Genomic DNA, 25,707 nt, shown 5'->3' on the forward strand with positions numbered 1-25,707 from the left:
TGGGCGTTATTCGGCTTGGACAAAGCGGCGCAGGACCCACGTCATGCCCGCCGACAGTAACAACATGCCAGCCATGAACAGGATCCCCAGGGAAAACGACCCGGTGACGTCCTTCAGCCAACCCACCATGAACGGCCCGACAAACCCGCCCAAGGTGCCGACTGCATTGATGAAGGCCAACCCGCCCGCCGCCGCAGCGCCGGTCAGAAACCGCGTCGGAATGCTCCAGAACACCGCCCGCGCCGTGGTGGCGCCCAGTACCGCGATGCAAATGCCGATAAGCGCTGGCATCAGTTGGGTGAGCATAGCCGCCATCACCATGCCCAGTGCGCCCAGCAGGCAGCACAGCATCAGGTTCAGGGTTTTCTTGCCGTTGCGGTCCACTCGCCGGGCCCAGGCCTGCATGCCCACGGTGGCAACGATGTAGGGCACCGAAGACAGCAGCGCGGTCGCGGTCACATCCAGGCCATGGGAGGTGAGGATGGTCGGCAGCCAAATGCCAATGCCGTAGGCACCCAGTACAAAGCCGAACTGGATCAGCGTCAGGATCACCACGCGCGGGTCTTTCAAGGCGGCGCGCAAGTCTTTGGTTTCCCGCTCGCGGTGTTCGCTGGCGAGCATGTTCTGCAACGCCTCACGCTCCTCGGCCGTCAGCCAATAGGCCTGGCCGGGGTGGTCACGCAGTTTGAACAGCACCCACACGCCGATCAGCGTAGCAGGCAAGCCCTGGAGGATGAACATCCACTGCCAGCCATGCAGGCCTGCCAGCCCTTCCATCGCCAGCAGCACGCCGGAAAACGGCCCGCTGATGATCGACGACACCGGTACCCCCACCATGAACCACGCCAGCACTCGCGTGCGGTACTGCGCCGGAAACCAGCACGCCAGGTAGAACGCCACGCCCGGGAAGAACCCCGCCTCGGCCACGCCCAGTACAAAACGCGCAAGGTAAAAACTGTAGGGCCCGACCACACACGCAGTGGCCGCCGCCGCAAGGCCCCAGGTGATCATGATGCGCGCCAGCCAGCGCCGTGCGCCGAAGCGGTACAGCGCCAGGTTGCTCGGCACTTCCAACAGGCAATAACCGGCGAACAGAATGCCTGCGCCCCAGCCAAACTGGGTGGCCGTCATGCCCAGGTCGGCGTTCATGGTCAGCGCGGCAAAGCCGACGCTGGTGCGGTCGATGTAATTGAACACAAACGCCAGGATCAGGACCGGCAGCAGGTGCCAGGCACATTTGTTGACGGCACTGCGCTGCAACGCCTGCTCATCGGGCGAGCAGTGCGCGGGCAAAGTCAGGTTCATCTTCGTCTCCTGCGCCGCGAGCGCGAGGCGCTCACGGGCTTTGTTGTCATTGATAGGACGAGGGGTGAAGGCTCAGGCGGTGTGCAGCAGGCTCGCGAGTACGAAGGGCAAAATCCCGCCGTGGCTGAAATAGGTGGCTTCAATGGCGGTGTCGATGCGCGCCAGCAACTGCACAGCGTGCTGGCTGCCGTCGCGACGGGTTACGCGCAGCGTCACCTCTTGCGCGGGCCGAACCCCGTCTTCAAGCCCCAGGATGTCGAAGGTTTCGGTGCCGTTGAGCCCGAGGCTCTGGGCGTCTTCGCCGGGCTTGAACTGCAACGGCAAGACCCCAAGGCCCGCCAGGTTGCTGCGGTGGATACGCTCGAAACTCTTGGCGATGACCGCCCGTACGCCCAGCAACCGCGTGCCCTTGGCGGCCCAGTCGCGGCTGGAGCCGGTGCCGTATTCTTCACCGGCAAAAATCAGCACCGGGGTGTCATGGCCCAGGTAATGCCGCGACGCATCAAACAAGGTGGCGCGCTCGCCGGTGGGCTGTACCTGCGTGTAGGGGCCCTCCTGCGCGGAGCCGTCGGCGTTGGGCGCCAACATGTGGTTTTTCAGGCGTACGTTGGCAAACGTGCCACGCACCATCACCTCGAAATGACCGCGCCGGGCACCGTAGGTGTTGAAGTCTTTTACCGGCACGCCGCGAGCCGCCAGCCACTGACCGGCACTGGAACCTTCGGTGATGGAACCGGCCGGGCTGATATGGTCGGTGGTGATCGAGTCCCCCAGGATCGCCAGGGCACGCGCGCCGACGATGGGCCGGGCGGCCTGCGCGGTGTCGAAGAAGTCGGGCTCGGCGGCGTAGGTCGATTCGGGCCAGTCGTACACCTCACCTTCACTGGTCTTGATCGCGTTCCACAGGTCGTGGTCGCGGGTCAGGTCGGCGTACAGGCGCTGGTACAACTGCGGGTTGGCGGCCTTGCCCTTGAGCGCGTTGATGTCTTCATGGGTTGGCCACAGGTCGGCCAAGCGCACCGGATGGCCGTTGGCATCGTGGCCGAAGACGTAGGTGGAAAGGTCGCAGCGGGTGGTGCCCGCCAGCGCAAACGCCACCACCAGCGGCGGGCTGGCGAGGAAGTTGGCGCGCAGGTTGCCATGAATGCGCGCTTCAAAATTGCGGTTGCCGGAGAGCACGGCGCTGCACACCAGGTCTTGCCCTACCACGACGTTTTCCAGCGCCGGGTCCAGCGGGCCGATGTTGCCCACGCAGGCGCCACAGCCATAGGCGGCGATGTCAAAGCCCAACTGGCTCAGCTGCTCGACAAGCCCCGCGTCCTCAAGATAGGCGGTGACCACGCGCGAGCCCGGGGTAAACAGGGTCTTCACCCACGGTTTGGCGACCAGCCCTTTGGCCACGGCTTTTTTGGCCAACAGCCCAGCCGCGATCAGCAGCTCGGGGTTGGAGGTGTTGGTGCACGAGGTGATCGCCGCCACCAGCACGTGCCCGTGCCCCACCTCATAGTGTTGAACCGGGCCCTTGGCCCCCGCGGGGACAGCGCTCACGGGATACCGCTCGGCCAGTTGCGCGGCCGACTTGGCATAACCGCCGCTGTGCGTGTCTTGCTGCATCACTTCATCGAAGCGTTGGCCGAGCAGGTTCAGGTCGACGCGGTCCTGAGGCCGTTTGGGCCCGGAAACGCACGGCACGATGCGGTCCAGGTCGATGGTGATCACCGCCGAGTAATCGATACTGCCTTCGGCGGGCGATCCAAACAGTTCCTGAGCCTGGAAGTAGCAGCGGATCAAGTCCACCTGCTCGGCGCTGCGGCCGGTCTGGGCGTAGTAGTCCAGGGTGTTGTCGTCCACCGGAAAAAAGCCGCTGGTGGCGCCGTATTCGGGGGCCATGTTGGCCAGGGTGGCGCGGTCGGTGGCGCTCAGCGATTGCGCACCGTCCCCGAAAAACTCCACCAGTTTGCCCACCACCTTGGCGGCGCGCAGAGTCTGGGTGACCTGCAACACCGCGTCGGTGGCCGTGACGCCGGGGCGCAACGCGCCCTTGAGGTTCACGCCCACCACGTCCGGCATCAGCATGTAGATCGGCTGGCCGAGCATGCCCGCCTCCGCCTCGATGCCGCCCACTCCCCAGCCCATCACACCGATGCCGTTGATCATGGTGGTGTGGCTGTCGGTGCCCACCAGGGTGTCAGGGTACACCACGGCGTCTTTTTCGATGACGCCCTGGGCCAGGTATTCCAGGTTGATCTGGTGACAGATGCCAATGCCCGGCGGGATCACCTTGAAGGTGTCGAACGCCTGCATGCCCCATTTCATCAGCTCATAGCGCTCGCGGTTGCGGGCAAACTCCACCTCCATGTTTTGCCGCAGCGCGTTGGGCACGTTGGAAAATTCGGTCTGCACCGAATGGTCCACCACCAGGTGCACCGGCACCAGCGGTTCGATGGCCTTGGGGTTGGCCCCACGTTTGCGCGCCTGGCTGCGCATGGCCGCCAAGTCAGTGAGCAACGGGATGCCGGTAAAGTCCTGGAGCAGCACGCGGCCCACCACGAATGGAATCTCCCGCTCGCGGCGGCCCTGTGCCTGCCAACCGGCGAGGTCTTCGACGTGAGACGCCAGGACCTTGCTGCCATCGCAATTGCGCACCACCGACTCGAGCAGTATGCGGATCACCACCGGCAAGCGATTCAACTGCGGGTAGCCCTGCGCCTGAAGGGCCGGCAACGAATAGAACTGATGCGTGCGACCATGGGCGGTCGTGAAGGTGCGCAGGCTGTTGGCGCTCGGTGCAAAGGTCGGGGTCATGGGTGGGCTCTCGGGGCGACTCATCAGGTTAACGGTCAAACTGGAACACGTGGGCCGGGGTGTCCCACAGCACGTGTTGGCGGTCTGCGGGTTCAGGCAGCCAGCGCGCAAGGTGCGCCACTTGGTCGGCGTAGTGCTGGGTGGTTTCGTATTGGGTGAACGGCCAGTCGCTGGCCCACAACAGGCGCCGCGCACCGTAGGCGTTCAGCAACAACGGCGCGGCCCGCGCCGCCAGCTCAAGGCCGATGCGGTAGGCGCCAGAGAGCTTGACCCACACCCGGTCGCTGGCGGCAAACCCCAGCAGGCGCGCAAAGGCTGGGTCATCGATGCCGGTGGTTTTGTCGGGCATGCCAAAGTGGTCGATGACCACGCGCACGCCAGCGTCCAGCAGCGGCTCGACCGACTCGGCCAGCCGGGCGCAGTGGTCGTTGACTTCGATGTGCCAGTCATGGGCCCGGCAGAATTTCAGCACGCGGCGCCAATCGGCCTCATCGAAAGCAGGCACCGGCAAGTGCCCGGTGAGGTTGACACGCACCCCGACCACGCCAGCGTCTGCGTAGCCGGGCAACCGTTCGAGGTCGGTCGCCGGGTTGATCGCCACCACCCCGCGCAAGCGGCCTTGGGCCCGGCGCAGGCTCTCGACAAGGTAACGGTTGTCGGTGCCCACAATGCTCACGGCGATCAGCACCGCGCGGTCAATGCCATGGGCATCGAGTTGGGCAATGAAGGCTTCGTAGCGAGCGTCATAGGTGGGCGTGAAACGCCGGGACTCGATAAAGGGCAGGTCCCGGTGGAAGACATGGGCGTGGGTATCGATCACGGCGGGCTGACGGCTGTTCATCGGTAAGTCACCTCTGATTCGGCAGTGTGCTGGACACACTGAATTGTTTATTTTTTGCCGAAAACGCACTTAGCCTAAATCCAGATAATTGTTTTTGTCAAAACAAAAACGCAACCCTTGCTGCCATCGATGAAAAAAGGCCGCTCAGGGCGGCCTCACCGGGCTGGCGTACGCCTCAGGCAACCGGCGGCTCAAACACCGCCGACACGGCCTTTTTGCGCCAGGCCGCCTCGATGTGCTGGCGCATGTAGCTGGCCGCGCCCAGGTTGTCACCCTTTTCAATCGCATCGAGGATCTGCAAGTGTTCCTCGGCCAGGGCCTGGCGCGGCAGGTCCGGGCGGGTCTGGCGGTATTCGACGAGGCGGCGCATCTGGTCGAGGCGGCGCAGGGTCTGCAAGGAAAACCGGTTGCCGGCCCACTCGGCAATCGTCTCGTGAAAACGGGCATTGGACTCGAAACGCTCGGTGGGGCTCATGGTCAGGTAGCCGCCGTCGAGAATTGCCTGCTGCTCCTGGCGCAATGCGCGCAACTGCGCCAGGTCAGGCTTGAATTTGGCGCTCAGGATGCCCGCCGGCTCAATCGCCAGGCGCAGCGCGTACATGTCTTCGTAGGCCTCCAGCGAGTCGATCATGGGCAAAAAGCGCCAGCCGTAGCCCACCTCTTTTTCGAGCCAGCCCTCACTTTGCGCACGGGCCAGTACTTTGCCGACCTCCCCGCGCGACACACCCAGCAGGCGGGTCAGGTCGGCCTCGGTGACCGAGTCCGCCAGCACCCCGGCAAACCGTGCCTCGGTGAGCCGCAGGTACAGCGGGTCTTCGACGTCCTGCACCTGGGCCTGCACGTCGGGCGGCAGGTTGAAGAGGTCGCCCTGCACGTGGTAGCCGCGGTTTTTGTCGTAACGCATGAGCCCGGCGCCCACCAGGTGCTCCAGCGCCACCTTGACCGGCGAGCGCGAGGTGCCGATCAGCTTGGCCAGCGTCCACTCCGGCAAGTGCGCGCCCACGGGCAGGCGCTCGCGGCGTACGTAATAGATGATTTCGCGCAAGGCCTTGCGCTGGCTTTTGGTCAGGTCCTGGGTCATGTCGTGGGCGCTTGGGCGTAGTCGAAAGAGCCTGGAATATAACGCCGCCACGCAAAAAAACGAAGCAAAGCGCAGCATTCAGGCAAAAACAGGCTTGCGCAGTTTTTGCGTTTACTGTCGAATAAACGCAATAACCCACACCAACCCACGGAGTCCTGCCATGCCCCAACAATCCTTCCCTGCGGTGTACATGCGCGGCGGCACCAGCAAGGGCGTGTTTTTTCGCAGCGACTGGCTGCCGCACGACCCGACGCTGCGCGACCGCATCCTGTTGCGGGTGATCGGCAGCCCCGACCCGTACGGCCAGCACATCGACGGCATGGGCGGCGCCACCTCCAGCACCAGCAAAGTCGTGTTGCTGAGCGCCTCGACCCGCACCGATTGCGACGTGGACTACCGCTTCGGCCAAGTCGCCATCGACCGTCCCGTCATCGATTGGTCGGGCAACTGCGGCAACCTCACGGCCGCTGTGGGCCCCTTCGCGATTGCCCAGGGGCTGGTCGCCGCCCCGGCCGATGGCATCGCGGTGGTGCGTATCTGGCAAGCCAACATCCAGGCGCGGATCATCGCGCACGTTCCCATGCGCGGTGGTGAGGTGGTCGAGGACGGCGAGTTTGAACTGGACGGCGTGACCTTTCCCGGCGCCGAAATCCGCCTTGAGTTCCAGGACCCCGGCGGTGACGACAGCACCGGTATGTTCCCTACCGGCAACCCCGTGGACACCCTGAACGTGCCGGGCGTGGGTGATGTGGAACTGACCCTGATCAACGCCGGTAACCCGGCCATTTTCATCGAGGCCCGGGCGCTCGGCCTGCTGGGTAACGAGCTACAAAACGACCTCAACGCCAACCCCCAACTGCTGGCCCGCGCTGAAGCGATTCGCGCCTGCGCGGCCGTCAAGATGGGCCTGGCCGCCACCCCGCAAGAGGCCACGCAGTTGCGCCCGCACACGCCCAAGCTAGCCTTTGTCGCCGCCCCGCTCGCCTACACCGCCGCCAACGGCAAGGCCATCGACCCGGCGACGCTGGACATCAACGCGCGCATTTTTTCCATGGGCAAATTGCACCACGCCATGACCGGCACGGGCGCCGTAGCCATCGCGGTGGCCGCCGCAATTCCCGGCACGCTCGTCCACAGGCTGGTGCCGCAAGCCGCGGGCCGCCTGCTGCGCTTTGGCCACCCGTCCGGCAGCCTGGCGGTGGGCGCCGAGGCGCAGCAAGTGGACGGGCAGTGGGTGGTGTCCAAGGCGCTCATGAGCCGCTCTGCCCGTCGCCTGATGCAGGGCGAGGTGCTGGTGCCCGCGCAGGCGGCGGACGGCGTCCTGGCGTGAAAAATACACCCAGGCAGTGAATTATTTGGCAGCTCTTTGTATCTGAACGAAAAGCGCCGGGCCCCCACCGCGCGCTATTCGTTTGTACAGGGACCCCGCATGAAACCACGTAAGGAACGCGTCAAACCTATTGGGCTGAAAGACATCACCATTGTCGACGACGCCAAGATGCGCAAGGCAATCACCGCCGCTGCGCTGGGCAATGCCATGGAATGGTTTGACTTTGGCGTGTACGGCTTTGTCGCCTATGTACTGGGCAAGGTGTTCTTCCCGGGCGCCGATCCCGGCGTGCAGATGATCGCGGCGCTGGCGACGTTTTCCGTGCCCTTTTTGATCCGCCCGCTGGGTGGCCTGTTTTTCGGGCGGCTGGGGGACAAATACGGCCGGCAAAAAGTGCTCGCCGCCACCATCGTCATCATGTCGTTGAGCACCTTTGCCATCGGCCTGATCCCCTCCTATGCCGCCATTGGCATTTGGGCGCCGATCCTGTTGCTGCTGGCCAAAATGGCCCAGGGCTTCTCGGTGGGCGGCGAATACACTGGTGCCTCGATTTTCGTCGCCGAATACGCCCCGGACCGCAAACGCGGGTTCCTGGGCAGTTGGCTGGACTTTGGCTCCATCGCAGGCTTTGTGTTCGGCGCAGGCGTGGTGGTGTTGATTTCCACCGTGCTGGGCGAGGAGCAATTCCAGGAATGGGGCTGGCGGCTGCCATTTTTCCTCGCGCTGCCGCTGGGCCTGATCGGCCTGTACCTGCGCCATGCCCTGGAAGAAACCCCGGCGTTCCAGCAACACGTGGAGAAGCTTGAACAAGGCGACCGCGAAGGCCTGGCCAGTGGTCCCAAGGTGTCGTTCAAGGAAGTGGCGACCCAGCACTGGCGCAGCCTCATCACCTGCATCGGCGTGGTGGTGGCGACCAATATCACCTACTACATGCTGCTCACCTACATGCCGAGCTACCTGTCGCACAACCTGCATTACAGCGAAGACCATGGCGTGCTGATCATCATCGCGATCATGGTGGGCATGCTGTTCGTGCAGCCGGTCATCGGGTTTGTCAGCGACAAAATCGGCCGCCGCCCGTTCATCCTGATCGGCAGCGTGGCGCTATTCGTGCTCGCCATTCCGGCGTTCATGCTGATCACCAGCGGCAAGCTGGGGCTGATCTTCGCAGGCCTGCTGATCCTGGCCGTGGTGCTCAACTTCTTTATTGGCGTGATGGCCTCCACCCTGCCCGCGATGTTTCCCACCCACATCCGCTACAGCGCGCTGGCCAGCGCGTTCAACGTCTCGGTGTTGATCGCAGGCCTCACCCCCACGGCAGTGGCCTGGCTGGTGGAAAGCACCCAGGATTTGTACATGCCGGCCTATTACCTGATGGTGACCGCCGTGATCGGTTTGATCACCGCGCTGACCATGAAGGAAACCGCGAACAAACCCCTGCGCGGCGCCGCACCAGCCGCGTCAGACCTTGAGGAAGCGCGGGAACTGCTGCAGGCGCATCACGACAACATCGAGCAGAAGATCGAAGACCTCGACGAGCAGATTGCCGAGCTCGAGGCCAAACGCACGCAACTGGTGCAGCAGCATCCGCGGATCAACGACTAGGCCTGGCGCAAATACGCCCGTGCTGGGCGCCGCTCAGGCTCACTCGAAGATCCCCGAGCGGGGCCCGGCCAGTTGCAGCAGGCAATCACCCACACGCACCTGGGCCAGTGCACGCGTGCAAATCACTTCACCGCTGCCGCTAAAGTGCACGGTCACCGGCTCACGCAGCGGCTCCTGGGGGAAGTGAATCAGCGCGGCGGGTTGCCCCGCCTCGACCTGATCACCCAACCGCACCAAAGGCTCCCACAGACCGGCATTGAACGCGTACACGTAGTGCGCGTTTTTTTCGATGCGCATCAACCGGGGTAAGGCCGCAGGCGAGGCCGGCACCAGCTCGCCACTGAGAATGCCCACATGAGCGAGCAAACTCAGGAGCCCCTGGCGGGCCTGCTCGACCAACCCCAAACTGACCAACCCGCCGCCGCCCAACTCGGTCAGCAAACAAACAGCGCCTTGACGCCTGGCGGCAGCGGTCACGTTGACGGGGTTGGGCTGATACAAAAATGCCTTGGGCAAGCCGAAGGCCTTGAGCAAACCGCTCACTTTCAGCTCTTCCGCGGCGTCCCGGGGCTCGAGCCCCATCATGTTGGCGCCGTCGTAAATCAGCGAGGTGCCGCCCGAATGCAGGTCCACCATGTAGTCGGCGCGGGCCAGCAGGACCGATTCAATGTAATGGGCGATCACCTGCGTGGGGGTGCCTGCCGGGTCGCCTGGGTAAACGCGATTGAGGTTGCCGTCATCCAGCGGTGAGGTGCGGGTGCCCGCTTCTGCCGCCGGGAAATTGGTCATTGGCAAAAGAATCACCTGGCCCTGGATCATCTCAGGCTGCAGTTCGCGAATCAGCCGGGCCACAAGAATCTGCCCTTCGTATTCATCACCGTGGCTGCCAGCGGTGATCAGGAACGTCGGCCCCTCGCCATTGCGAACGGACGCCACCGGAATAGGGACCCAGCCATAGGCCGAGCGATGCACCGAATGAGGCAGGCGCAGGTAGCCCACGTGCTTGCCGGGGGCGTCAAAGTCGATATCACTCTTGATCGGGTTTGCACTACTCATTACTGGCTCCAGCTTGGATTAATTATCAAAAAACCTGTTGTGCCTACCAGGTGTACTGCGCTTTCGAGAGGCCACTGACCACGTCGTAGTCCTCGCCCAGGTACTGCTTGGCCAACCGTGTGATGGTGCCGTCGGCCAACATGTCGGCGATCGCCTGATTCATCGCCAGCCGTAACGCATCGGCGCCTTTGGGGACCACGGCAGCGCCCAATGAATAGGCCACCGGCTCGCCCGCCAGTTTGATCGGAAGGTGGTTCATCTCCTGCATTTTGCGACCGGAAAAGTAAGACTCGATGATCGCGTCAATACGGCCCAGCGCCAGATCGTTGTACAGCAGGCCACCAGCGTCATAGGTGCGGATCTGCGAGTGCGTGAGGTTCTGCCGCTCCCACAATTCGTTGCTGGTGCCCAGCCCCGCGCCGACCTTTTTGCCCGCCAGGCTGGCGACGTCATGGATGTCGGTATTGCTGGCGTTGACCCAGATTCGGAACTCCTGAACGCTGTAGGGCGAGGTGAAATCCACCACGCCAGCCCGCTCCGCAGTCTTGGTCATGCCGTTGATGACTACGTCGTATTTTCGCGCCTGGATACTCTGGACAAAGCCTGGAAACTTGTCCGCCACCAGCACCACATTCGGTACGCCCAAGCGTTTGAAAATCTCCCGCGCCACGGCGATGTCATAGCCGTCTGGCTCGTTCGCGTCGTTGATGAAACTCATGGGCGGGCTGGCCTGTGTGCTGGCGACCCGTACGCTGCCAGCCTTGACCAGCCGCGACAATGAGTCATCTTCAGCGGCGTGCGCCCACGAACAGAACGCCAACACCGCGCCCAGCACCCATGCTGGGAACACCCACTTACCCCTGGTTATATGCATGATCACCGTGCCCCATCCGAATAAATTGCTGGATCCGCTCACCGCTCGCCGGTCCAAAAAAATCCGCGGCCGGGGCGTCTTTCAAAATGACGCCGCCTTCCATGAAGATCACGCGATCGGCGGCTTGCCTGGCGAAGTTCATTTCATGGGTGACGATAACCATGGTCATCCCGGCGTCCGCCAACTCTCGCATCACGGTCAGCACCTCGTCGCGCAACTCGGGGTCGAGCGCCGACGTGGGCTCGTCGAACAGAATCACTTGTGGGGTCATCGACAAGCCGCGGGCAATGGCCACGCGTTGTTTCTGCCCGCCCGACAAGCGCCCCGGGTAAGACATCGCCTTGTCCGCCAGGCCCACCTGCGCCAGCAGTTCCCGGCCACGAATCATCGCCGCCCGCTTGGGCACATGCTTGACGCTCACCAGGCCCTCAATCACGTTGTCGAGCACGCTCAAATGCGGGAACAGATTGAAGGACTGAAACACCATTGCCGTTTTACGCCGCAACGCCACCACCTGCGCCTGGTCTGCGCGGCTCAGCGCCTGCCCAGGCTTGAGGGAAACGGTGTGCCCGCACACCTCCAGGTCGCCGCTGTCGGCCGGCGATAGAAAGTTGAGCGAGCGCAGCAAGGTGGTTTTACCCGACCCGGAAGGCCCCAGGATCACCACCACTTCACCACTGCGAACTTGCAGGTCGACACCGCGCAGCACCGCCAGATTGCCAAAGGATTTGCACAACCCCCGCACATTGATTTTCAGATCATTCATGACATGCGCCTCGACAGCCGGCCTTCGATATAGGTTTGAACAAACGTCAGGCATTGGTTGATCAACCAGTAGATGAAGCCCACCATCAGGAACATTTCCATGTAGCGAAACGTCGCGGCACCCATTTGTTGAGCCACGGTGGTCATCTCCACCACCGTGATGATCGACGCCAGAGAGGTGTCCTTGATCAGTGCGACCATCTGCCCACCAATCGAGGGCAATGCCACCCGCAGGGCCTGGGGCAGAATGATGCGTTGCAGGCACCGCCAGTAGCCCATGCCCATGGCAAGCGATGCTTCCCATTGCCCCGGATCCACTGCGTTGATGCCGGAACGAAAGTTCTCGCTCAGGTACGCGGCCGAAAACAGACTCAGGGCCAGTAACGCCGACGGCAAGGGCCCCAATTCGACGCCGTAATTGGGTAGGCCGAAATAGATCAACAGGATCTGCACCAACAGCGGTGTGCCGCGAAAAACCGACACGTAGATGAAGGCGATCCAGCGCAGCAGGCGGTAGGCCGAATTGCGCATCAGCGCGATCAACAGGCCCAGGATCGAGCCACATACGAAGGCGCTCAACCCCAGGAAAATGGTCACCCAAATGGCCGTCTTGAGCAGCGGCCAGGAACGGATCAGGAGCTCCAACATGTGCTGTGCTCCTGTGCGGCATGCCCGTTGAAGCACAGTGTTCGAACGCTTGTCTTTATTGTCATTTTTTCCATCCTTTCTTGCGGTTGACTCACCGCGAGAACCTTAAGGTGGTAGCGGTTCAAAAGTGCAGGGGCTTGCAGAACCTGACGGTTTGCCGCCCCTTGTCACGGGTTCATACCTCGGTGAAGGATTGGTATTGGCGCAATGCGTTATCCAGGTCGGCGATCAACACATCAGGGTCTTCCAGGCCGATGGAAATGCGCAGAATCGGTTGGTCGGTAAAGCAATGCGCGCGGGCCTGTTGCTGCGTCGCCGGGTAATAGGCCACCAGACTATGGGTGCCGCCCCAACTGGCGCCGATCGGAAAATGCTCCAGGGCGTTGAAAAACGCGCCGAACGCTTGCTCTGGCGCCGGTTTGAGAATGAATGAGAACAGGCACCCACTGCCTTTGAACTGCGCTTTCCACACCGCATGGCCGGGATGACTTTCCAGGGCCGGAAACAGCACCTGGGTCACCTGCGGATGGCTTTCCAACCAGCGCGCAACTTTCAAGGCATGGCTGCTCTGCTGGTGCAGCCGCAGCGGGTACGTATCCAGGCCACGCTGCACCAGAAAACAGTCTTCCGGGCTGACCGCCAGCCCCAACGTACTCTGGGTTTGGCGCAAGACTTCGTAATGCGCGAAGTTGTTCAGGCTGATCGCGCCCATCAACACGTCCGAATGCCCGCCAAACCACTTGGTGGCCGCTTCCACAGAAAAGTCGATGCCATGATCCAACGGCCGAAAAAACAACGGGCTCGCCCACGTGTTGTCCATCATAGTCAGCACGCTGTGACGCCGGGCGACCTCTACGATGGCATCCACGTCCTGCATTTCCATGGTGATGGTGCCCGGTGCCTCGATGCAGATCATCTTGGTGTTGGGCTTGATCAACGCTTCGATTTGCGCGTCCACCGTGGGCGGGTAGAACTGCACATCAACCCCAAGCCCCGCCAACCAACCGCTGGCGAATGCCTTTAGGCCACCGTAGGCGGAGTCTGATACCAGCAAGTGATCACCTGCTCGCACAACCCCCATAATCACCGCGACCAGCGCGGCCTGGCCCGAGGACGTGACCACGCAGTGTCGGGCATGCTCAAGGTCTGCAATCCGGCGTTCCAGCCCGCGCGCGGTGGGCGTGCCGGTGATGCCGTAGCTGTAGCCGTCGGGCTGGCGCTTTTTGCGCGCGGCGAAGTCCTCGAACGAATCAAAAACCACGGTTGAGCCGCGCCACACGGCGGGCGACAGGCTGGCGTAGGGATTATCGGCGTGATCTTTGAAACTCATAGTCATGAAACCCTGCGTTGGTGAATGAGCCGATTCTGTGCCTGCAAGCCCCTGGCAACAACACTGGAAACGACTTAGGCTATAAGCCCAACTTATAGCCTGGCAGACCCGACATGGGCTTTCGTGACATCGAGATTTTCCGCGCCGTGGTCATTGCCGGCAGCACCATCAAGGCCGCCAACATGCTGGGCATCTCCCAGCCGGCGGTGAGCCAGGCCATCCGCAAATTGGAGGGCAGCTCCGGCCTGCAATTGTTCGTGCGCGCCCGCGGCCGCCTGATTCCCACCCGGGAAGCGACGGCGCTGATGGTGGATGTCGACAAGTTCTACATGGGCTTTGAAGCGATCGAACACCGCATAAAGAGCCTTCGCGTGAGTGGGATCAACCGCTTGGTCGTGGCCGCTCACCCGGCCTTGGGCAATTCGTTCATGCCCCGTGCACTGGCCGCGTTCGAGCCCGGCAAAAAAGACATTCAGGTGTCATTGAAAATCCTCAGTTCCCGCGAGGTGCACCAGGAAGTGGCCGCTGGCCAATGCGATTTTGGCCTGATGGCGGATGAAATGCCGGTGGCAGGCCTGGAGCACTCGCCGTTTGTCGACACCTTGGGCTGCGTCGTCATGCATGCCGCCCACCCGCTGGCCCGGCGCGCCCTCATTCACCCTGCCGATCTTGCCGACATCGACTTCATCGCCCTCAACCCCGAGGACAGCAGCCGCCATCGGCTGGAAGCGGCAATGGCGGCCGCCGGGGTGAAGCTGAAGGTGCGTATCGAGACGCCGTATGCCCATACCGTTTGCGAACTGGCGTTGCTCGGCCAGGGCGTTGGGGTGGTAGCGCCGACGACGGTGTGCGACTTTCTGGACAGGGGCCTGGTGGTCAAGCCCCTCAGTGTGGACGTGCGCTTTTCCAGCATCCTGATTTTCCGCCCGGGCAAGCCGCTGCAGGAAAACGCCAAGCAGTTCATCAGCGCCATGCGGATTCAGTTGAACAAGGACCTGAAAAAGTCGCAGAGCCGGATCAAGGCCATCCTTGCCCCATAAACCGCGCCGCCTCAGCCATGCGCCACGGCGATCATGTCTATTTCCACCGCCGCCGACTTCGGTAACTGCATCACCCCCACCGACGTGCGGGTGTGCACCCCGGCGCTGCCGAGCACTTCGTGCAGCACGTCCGAGGCGCCGTTGGCCACTTCACTTTGCTGGTCAAAATGTTCAGCGCTGCGCACGTATACGGTGATGCGTGGGATGGACTTGACCTGGTCCAGCGAACCCAGCGCCTGCTGGAGCAGCCCCAGGCAACGCAGCGCACTCACGCCCGCAGCGAGTTGCGCCTGGGCCAGGTCCAGGGTGTCGCCGACTTTGCCGGGCAGCACGATGGCGTCGCCCACGCGGGGGATCTGGCCGCTGATGTACAGGTGGTGGCCGTCGCGCAGCAAGGCGGTGTAGTTGCCGCCGATCTTGAATTCGGTGAGCCGGTAACCCAGGCGCTGCTGTACGGCGAGGTATTTTTCATCCGGTGTCATGGGCGCGAATCCTTACCTGTCAGGGGGGTGGCCGACAGCATAGCTATGTGCCAGCTGCACGAACAGTGGCCACGTAACTTTGAACGAAACCTGCTAAGTGATAGGACATCACATAAGAATGAACATCTACAAATCGCCCAGCATTATGGCTTTTTTCGCACGTACCGCAAAATTCACTTTTCTTATCAGCAATAAATCGGCATGGTTGTACGACGACTTGGCCGCACTGGCACTTTGTCGCGCCTCCCCTCCACAACAATAAGGAAACACCCATGCGAAACGTCAAAGCGTTGATCGGTTTTCTGTGCCTGTTCAGCGGTTACGTGGCAGCCGCCCCTGCCGCGAACGACAAGGACGTTGCCCAAGCGGTCGACCACCTGACCCAGGCCATGCTGCACAAAGACATCAAGCAGTTGCAGACCTTGACCGCCGACAACCTCACCTACGGCCACTCCAGCGGCAAGATCCAGAACAAACAGGAATTTATCGCCGACATCGAAACCGGCCGCAGCGGTTTCAAGACCCTGGAAATGCAAAAGCAGACCATCACCCTGAACGGCGATACCGCGCTGGTGCGCAACCACTTCTCCGCCCAGGCGGTGAACAGCGGTGTTGAAGTGCCGACCGAGATTGAGAACTTCCAGATCTGGCAGAAACAAAAAGGCAAATGGCTGCTGATCGGCCGTCAGGCGTTCAAGTTCTAAAAAACCCCTGAGGTTCTACACCCGCGCCAGGCCACCGGACATTCGGCGGTGGCTGGTCGCGGGGCTGACATTTAGCGCTCCGGCGCAACCATCTTGAACTTGATGCGGATGTCGTTGGACACCACGCTGCTCGCCCACTCCCCCGCGCCGATCTTGTAGTCATCGCGCTTGAGCACAAACTCACCGTCGAACACCCCGATGCCGCTCTGCTCCTTGAGCGCCACGCGCACGTCCACAGGCCGGGTCTGGCCCTTGATCGTCAGGTTGCCGCTGAACAGGTAATGCTGGTCGCCCAGGTCGGTGATGCGGGTCGAGGCGAACGTGCCCACCGGGTAGGTCGCCATGTCAAACCAACCGGCCTTGGGCAGTTCGTTGTTGGCGTTGTCGCTGCCGGCGTTGATGCTCTTCAAGTCGATGGTGAGCACGGTCTTGGCCGCCGCCGGGTTTTGCGTGTCGAAGCTCAACGAGGCCTGGTATTGGCCAAAGGTGCCATACACCTGTTGCCCCATCTGATCAAAGGTAAAGCTCAAGGTGCTGGCCGTCGGGTTGACGTCGGTGTATTCCACGGCGTGGGCAGTGGACATGGCCCCCAGGGCAAACACAGCTGCAGCGAGTAGTCGGCGTTTCATGGTGTCTCCGCTGAGGCTGTCTTGCGCCTCCGGGTTAAAGGATAGAAGTCAAACGCTCTGCGGGTACAACGGGCGCTGGTAAATCGCCGGGCGCCGCGTATGGCTGATCAACGGGTTATTGGCGACACCCGGTTTAAAAGTGATGCCTGAGTGCGCAGGATCGTCGACGACCGGCGGTGAAATACTCTGGTTGTCGAAGCCGGGCAGCTCGAGACTGCGTCCTTTTATAAGTTTTTCTTGCATGGGTTAACCCTCGGACGGTATGCCTGAGAACTAACACCCCACCGACGCGATTTATTCCCGGCAGGCCGGGCCCCCGATGGACTACATTGAGCACCACCGCTCACCGAGGACGCCACCGATGACTCGTTTGACCGCCCAAGACTTCGCCCCTGAACTGCTGGAACTCTATGACGGCTACGCCCACGGCGCGATCAGCCGACGCCAGTTCCTGGACCGCGCCGCGCAGTTCACCGTTGCCGGGCTGACCGCCTCTGCCCTGCTCGCCGCCATGAGCCCCGACTACGCCCTGGCCGAGCAGGTCAAATTCACCGACCCGGCGATCGTCGCCGACTACATCACCTACCCCTCGCCCAAGGGCAACGGCACCGTGCGCGGCTACCTGGTGCGCCCGGCCCAGGTCAGCGGCAAAGTCCCGGCGGTGGTGGTGGTGCACGAAAACCGTGGCCTCAACCCGTACATCGAAGACGTCGCACGGCGCCTGGCCAAGGCCGGGTTCATCGCCCTGGCGCCGGACGGCCTGAGCTCGGTGGGCGGCTACCCGGGCAACGACGAGAAAGGCGTTGCGCTGCAACAGCAAGTCGATCCGCAAAAGCTGATGAACGATTTTTTTGCCGCGATCGAATGGCTGATGCACCACGACGCCAGCACCGGCAAAGTGGGGATCACCGGGTTCTGCTACGGCGGTGGCGTGACCAATGCGGCGGCCGTGGCCTACCCGGAACTGGGTGCGGCGGTGTCATTTTACGGGCGCCAGCCCGAGGCCAAGGATGTGCCGCGCATCAAGGCGCCGATCATGCTGCACTACGGCGAGCTGGACAGCCGCATCACCGAAGGCTGGCCTGCGTATGAACAGGCATTGAAGGCGGCGGGCAGCCGTTATGAGGGGTTTGTCTACAAGGGCGCCAACCACGGCTTCCACAATGACTCCACGCCCCGGTACGACGAGGCCGCCGCACAGCTGGCGTGGGAGCGGACGCTGGGGTGGTTTCGCCAGTACCTGGCCTGACGTTCAGCCCACCCCGGGCGCGCTGTTGGCCACTCAGGAAAGCGTGCGTGACAAGGCTTTTTTCCAGTCGTTGTAAAGGGCCTCCACGCATGCGTCTGCCTGCGGCTCAAAGCGTTCGCGCTGACGCTCCAGGCCTACCAGGCTTGCGTCGTCGGGCCACAGGCCCAGGGCCCTGCCCGCCAAATGTGCAGCGCCCAGTGCCGAGACTTCCGGCGACAGGCTGCGCACCACCGGGCGTTGCAGCAGGTTGGCCAGAAACTGCATCAGCCAGCGGTTGCGAGTGGCGCCGCCGTCGACCCACAGCTCGCGCAGCGGGCTGCCGATGTCTTTTTGCATGGCCTCAAACACATCCCGGATCTGATACCCGATGGACTCCAGCGCCGCCCGCACGATGTGGGCGCCGCCGGTGGCTTCGGTGAGGCCGCACAGCAAGCCACGGGCGTCGGCTTTCCAGTGCGGCGCCCCCAGGCCCGAGAGCGCCGGGACGAAGTACACGCCGCCGTTGTCGGGCAATTGCGCGGCCTGTTCGGTCAGCACGTCCAGCGACTCGCCAGCCAGCAGGCGCGCGGCCCACTGCACGGCGGCGCCGGTGTGGACGATGTTGCCTTCCATGCCAAAGGTCGCGGTGTGGCCGTCATGCCAGGCCAGGGTGGTGGACAGTCCATGGGTGGAAGCCAACGGGCCGCTCATGGGTGTCATCAAGGACGAACCGGTGCCCAGCGTGGCCTTGACCAGCCCCGGGGCGAAACCGCCTTGCCCGTAGAGCGCGGCGTGGGAGTCGCCGATCATCGACATCACCGGGATGCCCGCAGGCAACCCGCCCACCGCAACGGTGGTTGCAAAAAAACCGGCACTGGGCTGGATCGGCGCCAGGGCCGCGGCCGGGATGGCGAACAGTGCTAGCAACTCAGGGTCCCAGGCACGGGTGTGCAGGTTGAACAGCTGGGTGCGCGCCGCATTGGAGTAGTCGGTGGCAAACACCTGGCCGCCGCTCAGTTGCCACAGCAGCCAGCTGTCGACGGTGCCCAGGCAAATATCACCGGCCGCAGCGCGCGCGTGGCCGTCTTCGAGGTGGTCGAGGATCCAGCGGAACTTGCCCGCTGAAAACATCGGGTCCAGCGCCAGGCCGGTCTTGGCGAGAATGTCTGCTTCGTGGCCTTGCTCATGCAACTGGGCGCACAACGCCGTGGAGCGTCGGCATTGCCAACTGATGCACGGCGACAGCGGCGCGCCGGTGTGACGGTCCCAGGCCAGGGCCGATTCGCGCTGGTTGCTGATGGCGAGCGCCGTGACCGGGCGGTCTACCTGGGCCAGGCACTCTTCGAGGGCAGCCAGGGTGTGCTGCCAGATCAGCAGCGGGTCCTGCTCGGAAAAACCGGCGTGGGGATGGCTGATGGACAGCGGCCGTGAGCCCCGGGCAATCACCTGCCCCAGTTCGTTGACCAGCACCGCCTTGGCGTTGCTGGTGCCTTCGTCAATCGCCAGGATCAGCGGAGTCGTTGTTGTCATGGGTTCACCGCAACCGAGTGGCAGCTGCCACGATCCCAGCCGCGTCGATGCAATGCAAGGCGCGGGTCGGCTCGCGGGCACCGGCGGCGGCGTATTCACCGTCGCCAATGCCCAGGCGGATCAGCGCAATGCCCAGCGCGGCTTCCGCCAGCACTTCGGCCACCAGGCTGCCAAGGCCGCCATTGATGTTGTGCTCTTCCACGGTGATCACCCCGCGCGTGCCGCTCAAGGCGCTGAGCAACGCCTCGCGCTGCAGCGGGCGGATCGAGGACAGGTTGATCACCTGCGCGTCGATGCCTTGCTCAGCCAGGCGCTGCGCCGCCTCGACCGCTTCATGCACCACCGACCCCAGCGCGACGATGCTCACATCGGCGCCCTGGCGCAGCACATCGACCTGCCCGGGCACAAAGCGGTAGTCGGCGCTGTGCACGTCGGGCAAGGCCTTGCCGTCCAGGCGGATGTACACCGGGCCCTGGTAACGCAGGGCGTAGTCGACGATCTGCCGGCACTCGGTGGCGTCGGCCGGGGCGAAGATCTGTACGTTGCCAAAGCCGCGCATCACCGAAATATCGTCCAGGCTGTGGTGGGTGCTGGCCAACGGGCCGTAGCTGGCCCCGGCGTTGAGGCCGAACATTTTCACGTTGGCCTGGTTGTAGCAAACGTCGACCTTGATCTGCTCGTTGGCGCGGGAAATTAAAAACGGCGCGGCATTACAGGTAGCCGCCACTTTGCCGCCCAGCGCCAGGCCCGCCGCGACGCCGACCAGGGATTGCTCGGCAATGCCCACGTTGATCAGGCGCTCGGGAAAGCGCTGCATAAAGGGGCCGATCTTGGCGGTGGACGTGGAGTCGCTGACCACCGGCACCAGGTCGATGCCGTCATCCACGGCCGCGATAAAGGCGTCCACCATGACGCTTGCCAGATGTTCACTCGCCATGACTCAACTCCTCCAGTGCTGCGTTGATTTCGTCACCCTTGGGGACGCGGTGGTGCCATTCGGGGCGGGCTTCGATAAACGACACGCCCTTGCCCTTGACGGTGTGGGCGATCAGCACCTGCGGCGCGCCGGTGCGGGTGTGCATGGTTTCCAGGGACTGGATCAACTGGCCCACGTCATTGCCGTCGCACTCGCTGACGGTAAAGCCGAAGGCGGCCCATTTCACGTCCAGCGGGTCCAGCGGCATGATGTCGGCGGTCAGGCCCGCCAGTTGCAGTTTGTTCTTGTCGACAATCACGAACAGGTTATCGAGGCCGTACTTGGCCGCCGCCATCGCCGCCTCCCAGTTGGACCCCTCGCCCAGCTCCCCGTCGCCGGTGAGCACATAAATACGTTTTTTGCTGCCCGACATCTTGGCCGCCAGTGCAAGCCCCACGGCGACCGGCAAACCGTGGCCGAGGGCGCCGGTATTGAGCTCGATGCCCGGAGTCTTCTGGCGCACCGGGTGGCCCGGCAGGTGGGAATTGAAGTGCTGATAGGTCGCCAGCCAGTCCTGCGGGATGTAGCCCGCCTGCGCCAGGCAGCAATACAGCCCGCCTACCCCGTGGCCCTTGCTCTGGATATAGATGTCGCGTTCCGGGTCTTCGGTGCGGGCCGGGCCCGTGTTGAGGATGCGAAAGTACAGCGTGGCGAGGATGTCGGTTTCCGACAGGTCCGCCCCGGTGTGGCCACCGGCCGGGGAGTCGGCGTTCAAGCGGATCACATGGCGCCGGATCAGCCGGGCCTGCTCTTGGATCTGGGGGGCGTCGTACTGGAAAGCATTCATGCAGCGGCTCCTGTGAGGCTGACCACGCGGGGTGAAAGTGTCTCAAGCTGTCTTTTGAATATTTATTCAGCAGTGACAATATATTTCTATTTAGACGCCGATCCACGGACAGGTCAAGGGCGCAAGCGCTACAAAAATGAAATAAAACCGCGCAAAGGGCCTCGGACAGACGGCTTAAACTCCGCTCGCGACTCTCTAGCGCGCGGGTTTTCGCCGTGCAAAGACGGGGGTTTGCAGCTAAAGATGAAAATTAAAGCGCTTGACTTTGGTCCGGCGCCACTAGAATCTGAATTAACAGTCAGGCATGCATAAATATTCAAATGACCTGAAGGCACTCCAAAAAAAACAAGTCAGGAGAACACTGTGGACGTCAAAGCCTCTGTCCATCACCCGGCTGATACCCAGCCAACCCGCCGCCCGCGGCTGGTGAAACTGCTGCCCAGCAACATCGGCGGCCCGCTGATCGGCCTGCTGTTGCTGGTGCTGGTCTTCTCCCTGAGTTCCGAATTCTTCTTCTCTGTGCGCAATGGCCTGAACATTCTTGATCAGGTGACGGTGCTCGGCATCCTGGCCATCGGCATGACGGCAGTGATCGTGATTGGCGGCATCGATTTGTCGGTGGGGTCGGTGCTGGCCTTCTCGATGATGATGCTCGGCTGGCTGTACCAGGACCAGTCGATGTCCCTGGCCCTGGCGATTCCGATTTCGATCGCCAGCGGCATGCTGGCCGGCCTGGTGTCGGGCGGGCTGATCACCTACGCCAAACTGCCGCCCTTCATTGCCACGCTGACCATGATGTCGGTAGCCCGTGGCCTGGCGAATATCCTCACCGAAGGCCGGCAGATCGTCGGCTTCCCGGACTGGTTCACCCGCCTGGCCACGGTGCGTCACTTTGGTTTCCTGTCGGCCACGGTCGCGCTGTTTCTGATCATGCTGGTGGTGGCCTGGGTGTTCCTGCGCTTTCGGGCCGGTGGGCGCAACCTGTATGCCATGGGCGGCAGCCCTGAAGTGGCGCGCCTGTCGGGCATCAGAGTGCGGGCGATCACGCTGTGGGTGTACGCCATCAGCGGCGCCCTCGCCGGGATTGCCGCGGTCACGCTGGCCGCGCGCCTGGACTCCTCGCAACCCAGCGCCGGCCTGAGCCTGGAACTGGACGCCATCGCCGCCGTGGTCATCGGCGGCGCCAGCCTCAACGGCGGCGTGGGCAGCATCGGCGGCACCCTGGTGGGCGTGCTGATCATTGGTGTGCTGCGCAATGGCCTGAACTTGCTGGGCGTTTCGCCGTTCATTCAACAGGTGGTGATTGGCGTGGTGATCGCCCTCGCCGTGACCATCGACACCCTGCGCCGCCGCTCCAGCACGGCACGCTGATTCACGTTTTACCGTTGTTCGAAAGTTGACACCCTCCAACAATAAAATCAGGAGTCACCGATATGTTCAGCACCAAGAAACTGCTTCTGGCCACGGCCCTGGCCGCCGCCACACTCGCCACGGCTGGCACCACCTGGGCCAAGGATCTGACCATCGGCCTGGCCGTGGCCAACTTGCAGGCCGACTTCTTCAACCAGATCAAGCAATCGGTGGAAGCCGAGGGCAAGGCCAAGGGGATCAAGGTGATCACCGTGGACGCCCAAGGAAACTCCTCCACCCAGGTCAGCCAGATTGAAGACCTGATCACCCGCCAGATCGACGTGCTGATCTACATCCCTGCCGGTGCCACCGCCGCCGGTGTGCCGGTCAAAGCCGCCAAGGCCGCCGGTATTCCGGTGATCGCAGTAGACCGCAACGCCCCCGACGCGCCGGGCGATACCTTTATCGCCAGCGACAGCGTGGCCGGTGCGCGCACCCTGGCCGAGTACGTAGGCAAAGTCACCGGCGGCAAAGGCCGCATCGCCATCCTGCAAGGCCAGTTGGGCACCACCCCGGAAATCGATCGGGCCAAGGGTTTCCAGGACGGCCTCAAGGCGTTCCCGGACCTTAAAGTGGTGGCCGAACAACCGGCCGAATGGGCCCAGGACAAAGGCTTCGCCGTGGCCCAGGACCTGCTCCAGCGTGACCCCAACATCAGCGTATTCTTCGGGCGCGCCGACGCCATGGCCCTGGGCGCCGCGCAGGCGGTGAAGGTCGGCAACCTCGATCACCCGGTGGTCGTGGTGGGCTTTGACGGTGACGTGGCGGGCCTCAAGGCCGTGCAAAGCGGCGTGCTCAACGCCACCATGACCCAGCAGACCCAGAAAATGGGGCGCCTGGCCGTGGCCTCGGCCATCGACCTCAAGGCGGGCAAGCCCGTGCCCAAGGAGCAATTGCTGGAAACCGTGCTGACCACCCAAGACAACGTCGCACCGTTCTTGCAACAGCACCCGTAACCCTTGGAGGTCGCCATGCAAGCTGCTCTGGATAATCGCGACGCCGCGCTGTGCCTGCGCAATATCGGCAAGGCCTACGGGCCGGTGCAGGTGCTGTCGCAGATCAACGTGGACATCCGCCCCGGCGAAGTGCTGGCCCTGCTCGGCGAAAACGGCGCGGGCAAGTCCACGCTGTCGTCGATCATCGCAGGCCTGGTGCAACCCGAGGCCGGGGGCAGCATGACCTGGCTCGGCCAACCCTACGCCCCGGCATCGCCCGGGGCGGCGTTGAACGCGGGCATCGGCTTGATCCACCAGGAGATCCGCCTGCTGCCGCAGTTGTCCATCGCCGAAAACATCTTTGTCGGTCGCCTGCCCATGCGTCACGGGCGGGTCGACCGCGATTACATCGAGGCCCAGGCCCAGATCCAACTGGAGCGACTGGGGCTCAAGGTGCCCGCCTCGCGCAAGGTCGAAGGCCTGAGTGTGGCAGCCCAGCAACTGGTGGAAATCGCCAAGGCGCTGACCCTCAAGGCGCGCTTGCTGATCCTCGACGAACCCACCGCCGCCTTGGGCGGTGAAGAAACCGAGCTGTTGTTCAAGCAGGTGGAACGGCTCAAGGCCGAGGGCGTTTCGTTCATTTATATCAGCCACCGCCTGGAAGAAATCGCACGCATCGCCGACCGCATCCTGGTGCTGCGCGACGGTCGCCAGATCGCCCTGCACGCCAGCGCCCAGGTGCCGGTGCGCGAGTTGGTCGAACAAATGGTGGGGCGCAGCCTGGAGCGTATTTTCCCGGCCCTGCACGCCCCCCAGGATCAGGTGATGTTGCAGGTCAAGGACCTGCGCTGCCGTGAGCTTGCTCTGCACGGCATCGACTTCAGCGTGCGCGCGGGCGAAGTGTTCGGCATTGCCGGTGTGGTGGGCGCGGGGCGGACCGAGCTGGTGCGCGTGATTGCCGGTGCGGCCCAGGACATCCAGGGCCACCTGCAATTGGACGGTGAAGTGCGCCAGCTGCGCACGCCCACCGAAGCGATCCAGGCGGGCGTGGTGCTGGTGCCCGAAGACCGCAAGCAGCAAGGCGTGGTGGTCGAGCATCGCATCGAAGACAACCTGGTGTATGGCAACACCGACCTGCTGGACAAACGCGGCTGGGTGTTCCCTGCCCGCCTGCGTGCGTTCGCCGAGACGGCGGTGGCGCGGTTGGGGGTCAAAGGTGCGCCGCAGCAGCGCATATCGAGCCTGTCCGGCGGCAACCAGCAAAAGGTGATCATCGCCAAATGGCTGGCGCGCAACCCCAAGGTGTTCATTCTCGACGAGCCCACCCGGGGCATCGACGTGGGCGCACGGGCAGCGATTTACGAAGTGATCGCAGCACTGGCGGCCAAGGGCATGGCGGTGATTGTGGTGAGTTCCGACCTGGATGAAGTGCTGGGTTTGTCGCACCGCGTGATGGTCATGAGCCGGGGCCGGCAGATGGGCATTCTGGAGCGCGGGGACGCCACGCCGGTGTCGGTGATGGAAATGGCCACCGCCTGACCGCGTACAACAACTGACACGGAGTATGTGCATGCAACTTTTTCGCCTTGATGGACAGGTCGCCTTTGTCACCGGTGCGGGCAGCGGTATTGGTCAGGCCATCGCCGTGGGGCTGGCCGAAGCCGGGGCCGACGTGGCCTGCTTCGACCTGCCCGACAGCCCCGGTATTGCCAGCACCGTTGAACGCATCCAGGCCTTGGGGCGGCGCGCCCTGGCGCTGGGCGGCACGGTCACCGAGCGCGCCGCACTGGACGCCGCCGTGGCCCGCGCCGAACACGCCTTGGGCCCGTTGAGCGTGGCGGTCAACTGCGCGGGCATCGCCAATGCCCAGGCTGCCGAAGACCTGGACCTGCAACGCTGGCAACGCATGTTGGACATCAACCTCACCGGCATCTTCCTGAGCTGCCAGGCCCAGGCGGCGGTGATGTTGCCCCGGGGCAAAGGCGCGATCGTCAACATCGCGTCCATGTCCGGCAGCATCGTCAACCGCGGGCTGTTGCAGGCCCACTACAACACCTCCAAGGCCGGGGTGATCCACCTCAGCAAAAGCCTGGCCATGGAATGGGCCGACAAGGGCCTGCGGGTGAATTGCATCAGCCCCGGCTACACCGCCACGCCGATGAACACGCGCCCGGAAGTGGCCGAACAGGTGAAGACTTTTGAACAGACCACGCCCATGGGCCGCATGGCCGGGGTGGAAGAAATGGTCGGCCCGGCGATTTTCCTGGTCAGCCAGGCGTCGTCTTTCTGCACCGGCGTCGACCTGTTGGTCGATGGCGGCTTTGTTTGCTGGTAACCCTCTGGAGC

Annotated in this window: 24 protein-coding genes; 9 read left to right on the forward strand and 15 right to left on the reverse strand. The window is 63.3% G+C overall.

The genetic code is table 11. The features are described 5' to 3' along the window. Positions 1 to 6 precede the first annotated feature (6 nt). From ACW9H9_RS06670 to ACW9H9_RS06685, 4 genes are all read right to left on the reverse strand, one after another. Positions 7 to 1,305, reverse strand: coding sequence for an MFS transporter (locus ACW9H9_RS06670; RefSeq protein WP_457342367.1), 1,299 nt, complete (start codon positions 1,303 to 1,305; stop codon positions 7 to 9). 72 nt (positions 1,306 to 1,377) lie between these two features. Further along, positions 1,378 to 4,110: an aconitate hydratase AcnA gene (gene acnA, locus ACW9H9_RS06675; protein WP_457342368.1), complete on the reverse strand. Its 2,733-nt coding sequence runs from the start codon at positions 4,108 to 4,110 to the stop codon at positions 1,378 to 1,380. Between the two features lie 28 nt (positions 4,111 to 4,138). Further along, positions 4,139 to 4,951 (reverse strand): amidohydrolase family protein, encoded by an 813-nt coding sequence (locus ACW9H9_RS06680; protein ID WP_457342369.1) that lies wholly within the window; start codon positions 4,949 to 4,951, stop codon positions 4,139 to 4,141. A gap of 175 nt (positions 4,952 to 5,126) precedes the next feature. Next, positions 5,127 to 6,032, reverse strand: a complete 906-nt coding sequence (locus tag ACW9H9_RS06685; protein WP_457342370.1) for a GntR family transcriptional regulator — start codon at positions 6,030 to 6,032, stop codon at positions 5,127 to 5,129. A gap of 160 nt (positions 6,033 to 6,192) precedes the next feature. Here ACW9H9_RS06685 and prpF point away from each other — a divergent pair, with 160 nt between their 5' ends. Beyond that, positions 6,193 to 7,362, forward strand: a complete 1,170-nt coding sequence (gene prpF, locus ACW9H9_RS06690; RefSeq protein ID WP_457342371.1) for a 2-methylaconitate cis-trans isomerase PrpF — start codon at positions 6,193 to 6,195, stop codon at positions 7,360 to 7,362. Between the two features lie 99 nt (positions 7,363 to 7,461). Beyond that, on the forward strand, positions 7,462 to 8,967 hold the full coding sequence (proP, locus tag ACW9H9_RS06695; protein WP_457342372.1) for a glycine betaine/L-proline transporter ProP: 1,506 nt from the start codon (positions 7,462 to 7,464) through the stop codon (positions 8,965 to 8,967). A 39-nt stretch (positions 8,968 to 9,006) separates the two neighbouring features. Here proP and ACW9H9_RS06700 read toward each other — a convergent pair whose 3' ends face one another. From ACW9H9_RS06700 to metC, 5 genes are all read right to left on the reverse strand, one after another. Next, entirely contained in the window at positions 9,007 to 10,023 is a 1,017-nt protein-coding gene (locus ACW9H9_RS06700) for a succinylglutamate desuccinylase/aspartoacylase family protein (protein ID WP_457342373.1), read from the reverse strand. Between the two features lie 43 nt (positions 10,024 to 10,066). After that, on the reverse strand, positions 10,067 to 10,873 hold the full coding sequence (locus ACW9H9_RS06705; protein ID WP_457342374.1) for a transporter substrate-binding domain-containing protein: 807 nt from the start codon (positions 10,871 to 10,873) through the stop codon (positions 10,067 to 10,069). A gap of 4 nt (positions 10,874 to 10,877) precedes the next feature. Beyond that, complete coding sequence (locus ACW9H9_RS06710; protein WP_457342375.1) at positions 10,878 to 11,663, reverse strand: amino acid ABC transporter ATP-binding protein; 786 nt, start codon at positions 11,661 to 11,663, stop codon at positions 10,878 to 10,880. Continuing rightward, positions 11,660 to 12,310, reverse strand: coding sequence for an amino acid ABC transporter permease (locus tag ACW9H9_RS06715; RefSeq protein WP_457342376.1), 651 nt, complete (start codon positions 12,308 to 12,310; stop codon positions 11,660 to 11,662). The genes ACW9H9_RS06710 and ACW9H9_RS06715 overlap by 4 nt, the downstream gene beginning before the upstream one ends. Positions 12,311 to 12,485: 175 nt before the next feature. Beyond that, positions 12,486 to 13,640 carry a cystathionine beta-lyase gene (gene metC, locus ACW9H9_RS06720; RefSeq protein WP_457342377.1) on the reverse strand — a complete coding sequence of 385 codons (1,155 nt, stop codon included), beginning with the start codon at positions 13,638 to 13,640 and terminating at the stop codon, positions 12,486 to 12,488. A 113-nt stretch (positions 13,641 to 13,753) separates the two neighbouring features. Between metC and ACW9H9_RS06725 the strand changes: the two genes are divergently transcribed. After that, entirely contained in the window at positions 13,754 to 14,680 is a 927-nt protein-coding gene (locus tag ACW9H9_RS06725; RefSeq protein ID WP_457342378.1) for a LysR substrate-binding domain-containing protein, read from the forward strand. A gap of 11 nt (positions 14,681 to 14,691) precedes the next feature. Here the strand turns inward: ACW9H9_RS06725 and ACW9H9_RS06730 are convergent, their stop codons facing one another. After that, positions 14,692 to 15,162, reverse strand: coding sequence for a RidA family protein (locus ACW9H9_RS06730; protein WP_457342379.1), 471 nt, complete (start codon positions 15,160 to 15,162; stop codon positions 14,692 to 14,694). 272 nt (positions 15,163 to 15,434) lie between these two features. Here ACW9H9_RS06730 and ACW9H9_RS06735 point away from each other — a divergent pair, with 272 nt between their 5' ends. After that, positions 15,435 to 15,866, forward strand: a complete 432-nt coding sequence (locus tag ACW9H9_RS06735) for a nuclear transport factor 2 family protein (RefSeq protein ID WP_457342380.1) — start codon at positions 15,435 to 15,437, stop codon at positions 15,864 to 15,866. 71 nt (positions 15,867 to 15,937) lie between these two features. On the opposite strand, the gene ACW9H9_RS06740 is transcribed toward ACW9H9_RS06735, so the two are convergent. Continuing rightward, positions 15,938 to 16,495: a YceI family protein gene (locus ACW9H9_RS06740; RefSeq protein WP_457342381.1), complete on the reverse strand. Its 558-nt coding sequence runs from the start codon at positions 16,493 to 16,495 to the stop codon at positions 15,938 to 15,940. 48 nt (positions 16,496 to 16,543) lie between these two features. Then, complete coding sequence (locus ACW9H9_RS06745) at positions 16,544 to 16,738, reverse strand: hypothetical protein (RefSeq protein ID WP_457342382.1); 195 nt, start codon at positions 16,736 to 16,738, stop codon at positions 16,544 to 16,546. A gap of 118 nt (positions 16,739 to 16,856) precedes the next feature. Here ACW9H9_RS06745 and yghX point away from each other — a divergent pair, with 118 nt between their 5' ends. Continuing rightward, positions 16,857 to 17,744: a YghX family hydrolase gene (yghX, locus tag ACW9H9_RS06750; protein WP_457342383.1), complete on the forward strand. Its 888-nt coding sequence runs from the start codon at positions 16,857 to 16,859 to the stop codon at positions 17,742 to 17,744. Positions 17,745 to 17,777: 33 nt separating this feature from the next. On the opposite strand, the gene ACW9H9_RS06755 is transcribed toward yghX, so the two are convergent. The 3 genes from ACW9H9_RS06755 to ACW9H9_RS06765 are packed head-to-tail and all read right to left on the reverse strand — an operon-like array spanning position 17,778 to position 21,016. Continuing rightward, positions 17,778 to 19,253, reverse strand: a complete 1,476-nt coding sequence (locus tag ACW9H9_RS06755; RefSeq protein ID WP_457342384.1) for an FGGY family carbohydrate kinase — start codon at positions 19,251 to 19,253, stop codon at positions 17,778 to 17,780. A 4-nt stretch (positions 19,254 to 19,257) separates the two neighbouring features. Beyond that, positions 19,258 to 20,190: a transketolase family protein gene (locus tag ACW9H9_RS06760; RefSeq protein WP_457342385.1), complete on the reverse strand. Its 933-nt coding sequence runs from the start codon at positions 20,188 to 20,190 to the stop codon at positions 19,258 to 19,260. Further along, on the reverse strand, positions 20,180 to 21,016 hold the full coding sequence (locus ACW9H9_RS06765; RefSeq protein ID WP_457342386.1) for a transketolase: 837 nt from the start codon (positions 21,014 to 21,016) through the stop codon (positions 20,180 to 20,182). The genes ACW9H9_RS06760 and ACW9H9_RS06765 overlap by 11 nt, the downstream gene beginning before the upstream one ends. A 363-nt stretch (positions 21,017 to 21,379) precedes the next feature. Between ACW9H9_RS06765 and ACW9H9_RS06770 the strand changes: the two genes are divergently transcribed. From ACW9H9_RS06770 to ACW9H9_RS06785, 4 genes are all read left to right on the forward strand, one after another. Further along, complete coding sequence (locus tag ACW9H9_RS06770) at positions 21,380 to 22,387, forward strand: ABC transporter permease (RefSeq protein ID WP_457342387.1); 1,008 nt, start codon at positions 21,380 to 21,382, stop codon at positions 22,385 to 22,387. A gap of 62 nt (positions 22,388 to 22,449) precedes the next feature. Then, positions 22,450 to 23,382, forward strand: a complete 933-nt coding sequence (locus tag ACW9H9_RS06775) for a substrate-binding domain-containing protein (RefSeq protein ID WP_457342388.1) — start codon at positions 22,450 to 22,452, stop codon at positions 23,380 to 23,382. 15 nt (positions 23,383 to 23,397) lie between these two features. After that, complete coding sequence (locus ACW9H9_RS06780; protein ID WP_457342389.1) at positions 23,398 to 24,900, forward strand: sugar ABC transporter ATP-binding protein; 1,503 nt, start codon at positions 23,398 to 23,400, stop codon at positions 24,898 to 24,900. A 31-nt stretch (positions 24,901 to 24,931) separates the two neighbouring features. Continuing rightward, entirely contained in the window at positions 24,932 to 25,696 is a 765-nt protein-coding gene (locus ACW9H9_RS06785) for an SDR family oxidoreductase (RefSeq protein ID WP_457342390.1), read from the forward strand. Positions 25,697 to 25,707 lie beyond the last annotated feature (11 nt).

This window comes from Pseudomonas sp. SDO5215_S409 (genome assembly GCF_054071325.1).

Excerpts from the sequence above, each read along its gene's own strand:
- ACW9H9_RS06670 (WP_457342367.1), bottom strand. The coding sequence starts at position 1,305 with ATGAACCTGACTTTGCCCGCGCACTGCTCGCCCGATGAGCAGGCGTTG.
- acnA (WP_457342368.1), bottom strand. The coding sequence starts at position 4,110 with ATGACCCCGACCTTTGCACCGAGCGCCAACAGCCTGCGCACCTTCACG.
- ACW9H9_RS06680 (WP_457342369.1), bottom strand. The coding sequence starts at position 4,951 with ATGAACAGCCGTCAGCCCGCCGTGATCGATACCCACGCCCATGTCTTC.
- ACW9H9_RS06685 (WP_457342370.1), bottom strand. The coding sequence starts at position 6,032 with ATGACCCAGGACCTGACCAAAAGCCAGCGCAAGGCCTTGCGCGAAATC.
- prpF (WP_457342371.1), top strand. The coding sequence starts at position 6,193 with ATGCCCCAACAATCCTTCCCTGCGGTGTACATGCGCGGCGGCACCAGC.
- proP (WP_457342372.1), top strand. The coding sequence starts at position 7,462 with ATGAAACCACGTAAGGAACGCGTCAAACCTATTGGGCTGAAAGACATC.
- ACW9H9_RS06700 (WP_457342373.1), bottom strand. The coding sequence starts at position 10,023 with ATGAGTAGTGCAAACCCGATCAAGAGTGATATCGACTTTGACGCCCCC.
- ACW9H9_RS06710 (WP_457342375.1), bottom strand. The coding sequence starts at position 11,663 with ATGAATGATCTGAAAATCAATGTGCGGGGGTTGTGCAAATCCTTTGGC.
- ACW9H9_RS06715 (WP_457342376.1), bottom strand. The coding sequence starts at position 12,310 with ATGTTGGAGCTCCTGATCCGTTCCTGGCCGCTGCTCAAGACGGCCATT.
- metC (WP_457342377.1), bottom strand. The coding sequence starts at position 13,640 with ATGAGTTTCAAAGATCACGCCGATAATCCCTACGCCAGCCTGTCGCCC.
- ACW9H9_RS06725 (WP_457342378.1), top strand. The coding sequence starts at position 13,754 with ATGGGCTTTCGTGACATCGAGATTTTCCGCGCCGTGGTCATTGCCGGC.
- ACW9H9_RS06730 (WP_457342379.1), bottom strand. The coding sequence starts at position 15,162 with ATGACACCGGATGAAAAATACCTCGCCGTACAGCAGCGCCTGGGTTAC.
- ACW9H9_RS06735 (WP_457342380.1), top strand. The coding sequence starts at position 15,435 with ATGCGAAACGTCAAAGCGTTGATCGGTTTTCTGTGCCTGTTCAGCGGT.
- ACW9H9_RS06740 (WP_457342381.1), bottom strand. The coding sequence starts at position 16,495 with ATGAAACGCCGACTACTCGCTGCAGCTGTGTTTGCCCTGGGGGCCATG.
- ACW9H9_RS06745 (WP_457342382.1), bottom strand. The coding sequence starts at position 16,738 with ATGCAAGAAAAACTTATAAAAGGACGCAGTCTCGAGCTGCCCGGCTTC.
- yghX (WP_457342383.1), top strand. The coding sequence starts at position 16,857 with ATGACTCGTTTGACCGCCCAAGACTTCGCCCCTGAACTGCTGGAACTC.
- ACW9H9_RS06755 (WP_457342384.1), bottom strand. The coding sequence starts at position 19,253 with ATGACAACAACGACTCCGCTGATCCTGGCGATTGACGAAGGCACCAGC.
- ACW9H9_RS06760 (WP_457342385.1), bottom strand. The coding sequence starts at position 20,190 with ATGGCGAGTGAACATCTGGCAAGCGTCATGGTGGACGCCTTTATCGCG.
- ACW9H9_RS06765 (WP_457342386.1), bottom strand. The coding sequence starts at position 21,016 with ATGAATGCTTTCCAGTACGACGCCCCCCAGATCCAAGAGCAGGCCCGG.
- ACW9H9_RS06775 (WP_457342388.1), top strand. The coding sequence starts at position 22,450 with ATGTTCAGCACCAAGAAACTGCTTCTGGCCACGGCCCTGGCCGCCGCC.
- ACW9H9_RS06780 (WP_457342389.1), top strand. The coding sequence starts at position 23,398 with ATGCAAGCTGCTCTGGATAATCGCGACGCCGCGCTGTGCCTGCGCAAT.
- ACW9H9_RS06785 (WP_457342390.1), top strand. The coding sequence starts at position 24,932 with ATGCAACTTTTTCGCCTTGATGGACAGGTCGCCTTTGTCACCGGTGCG.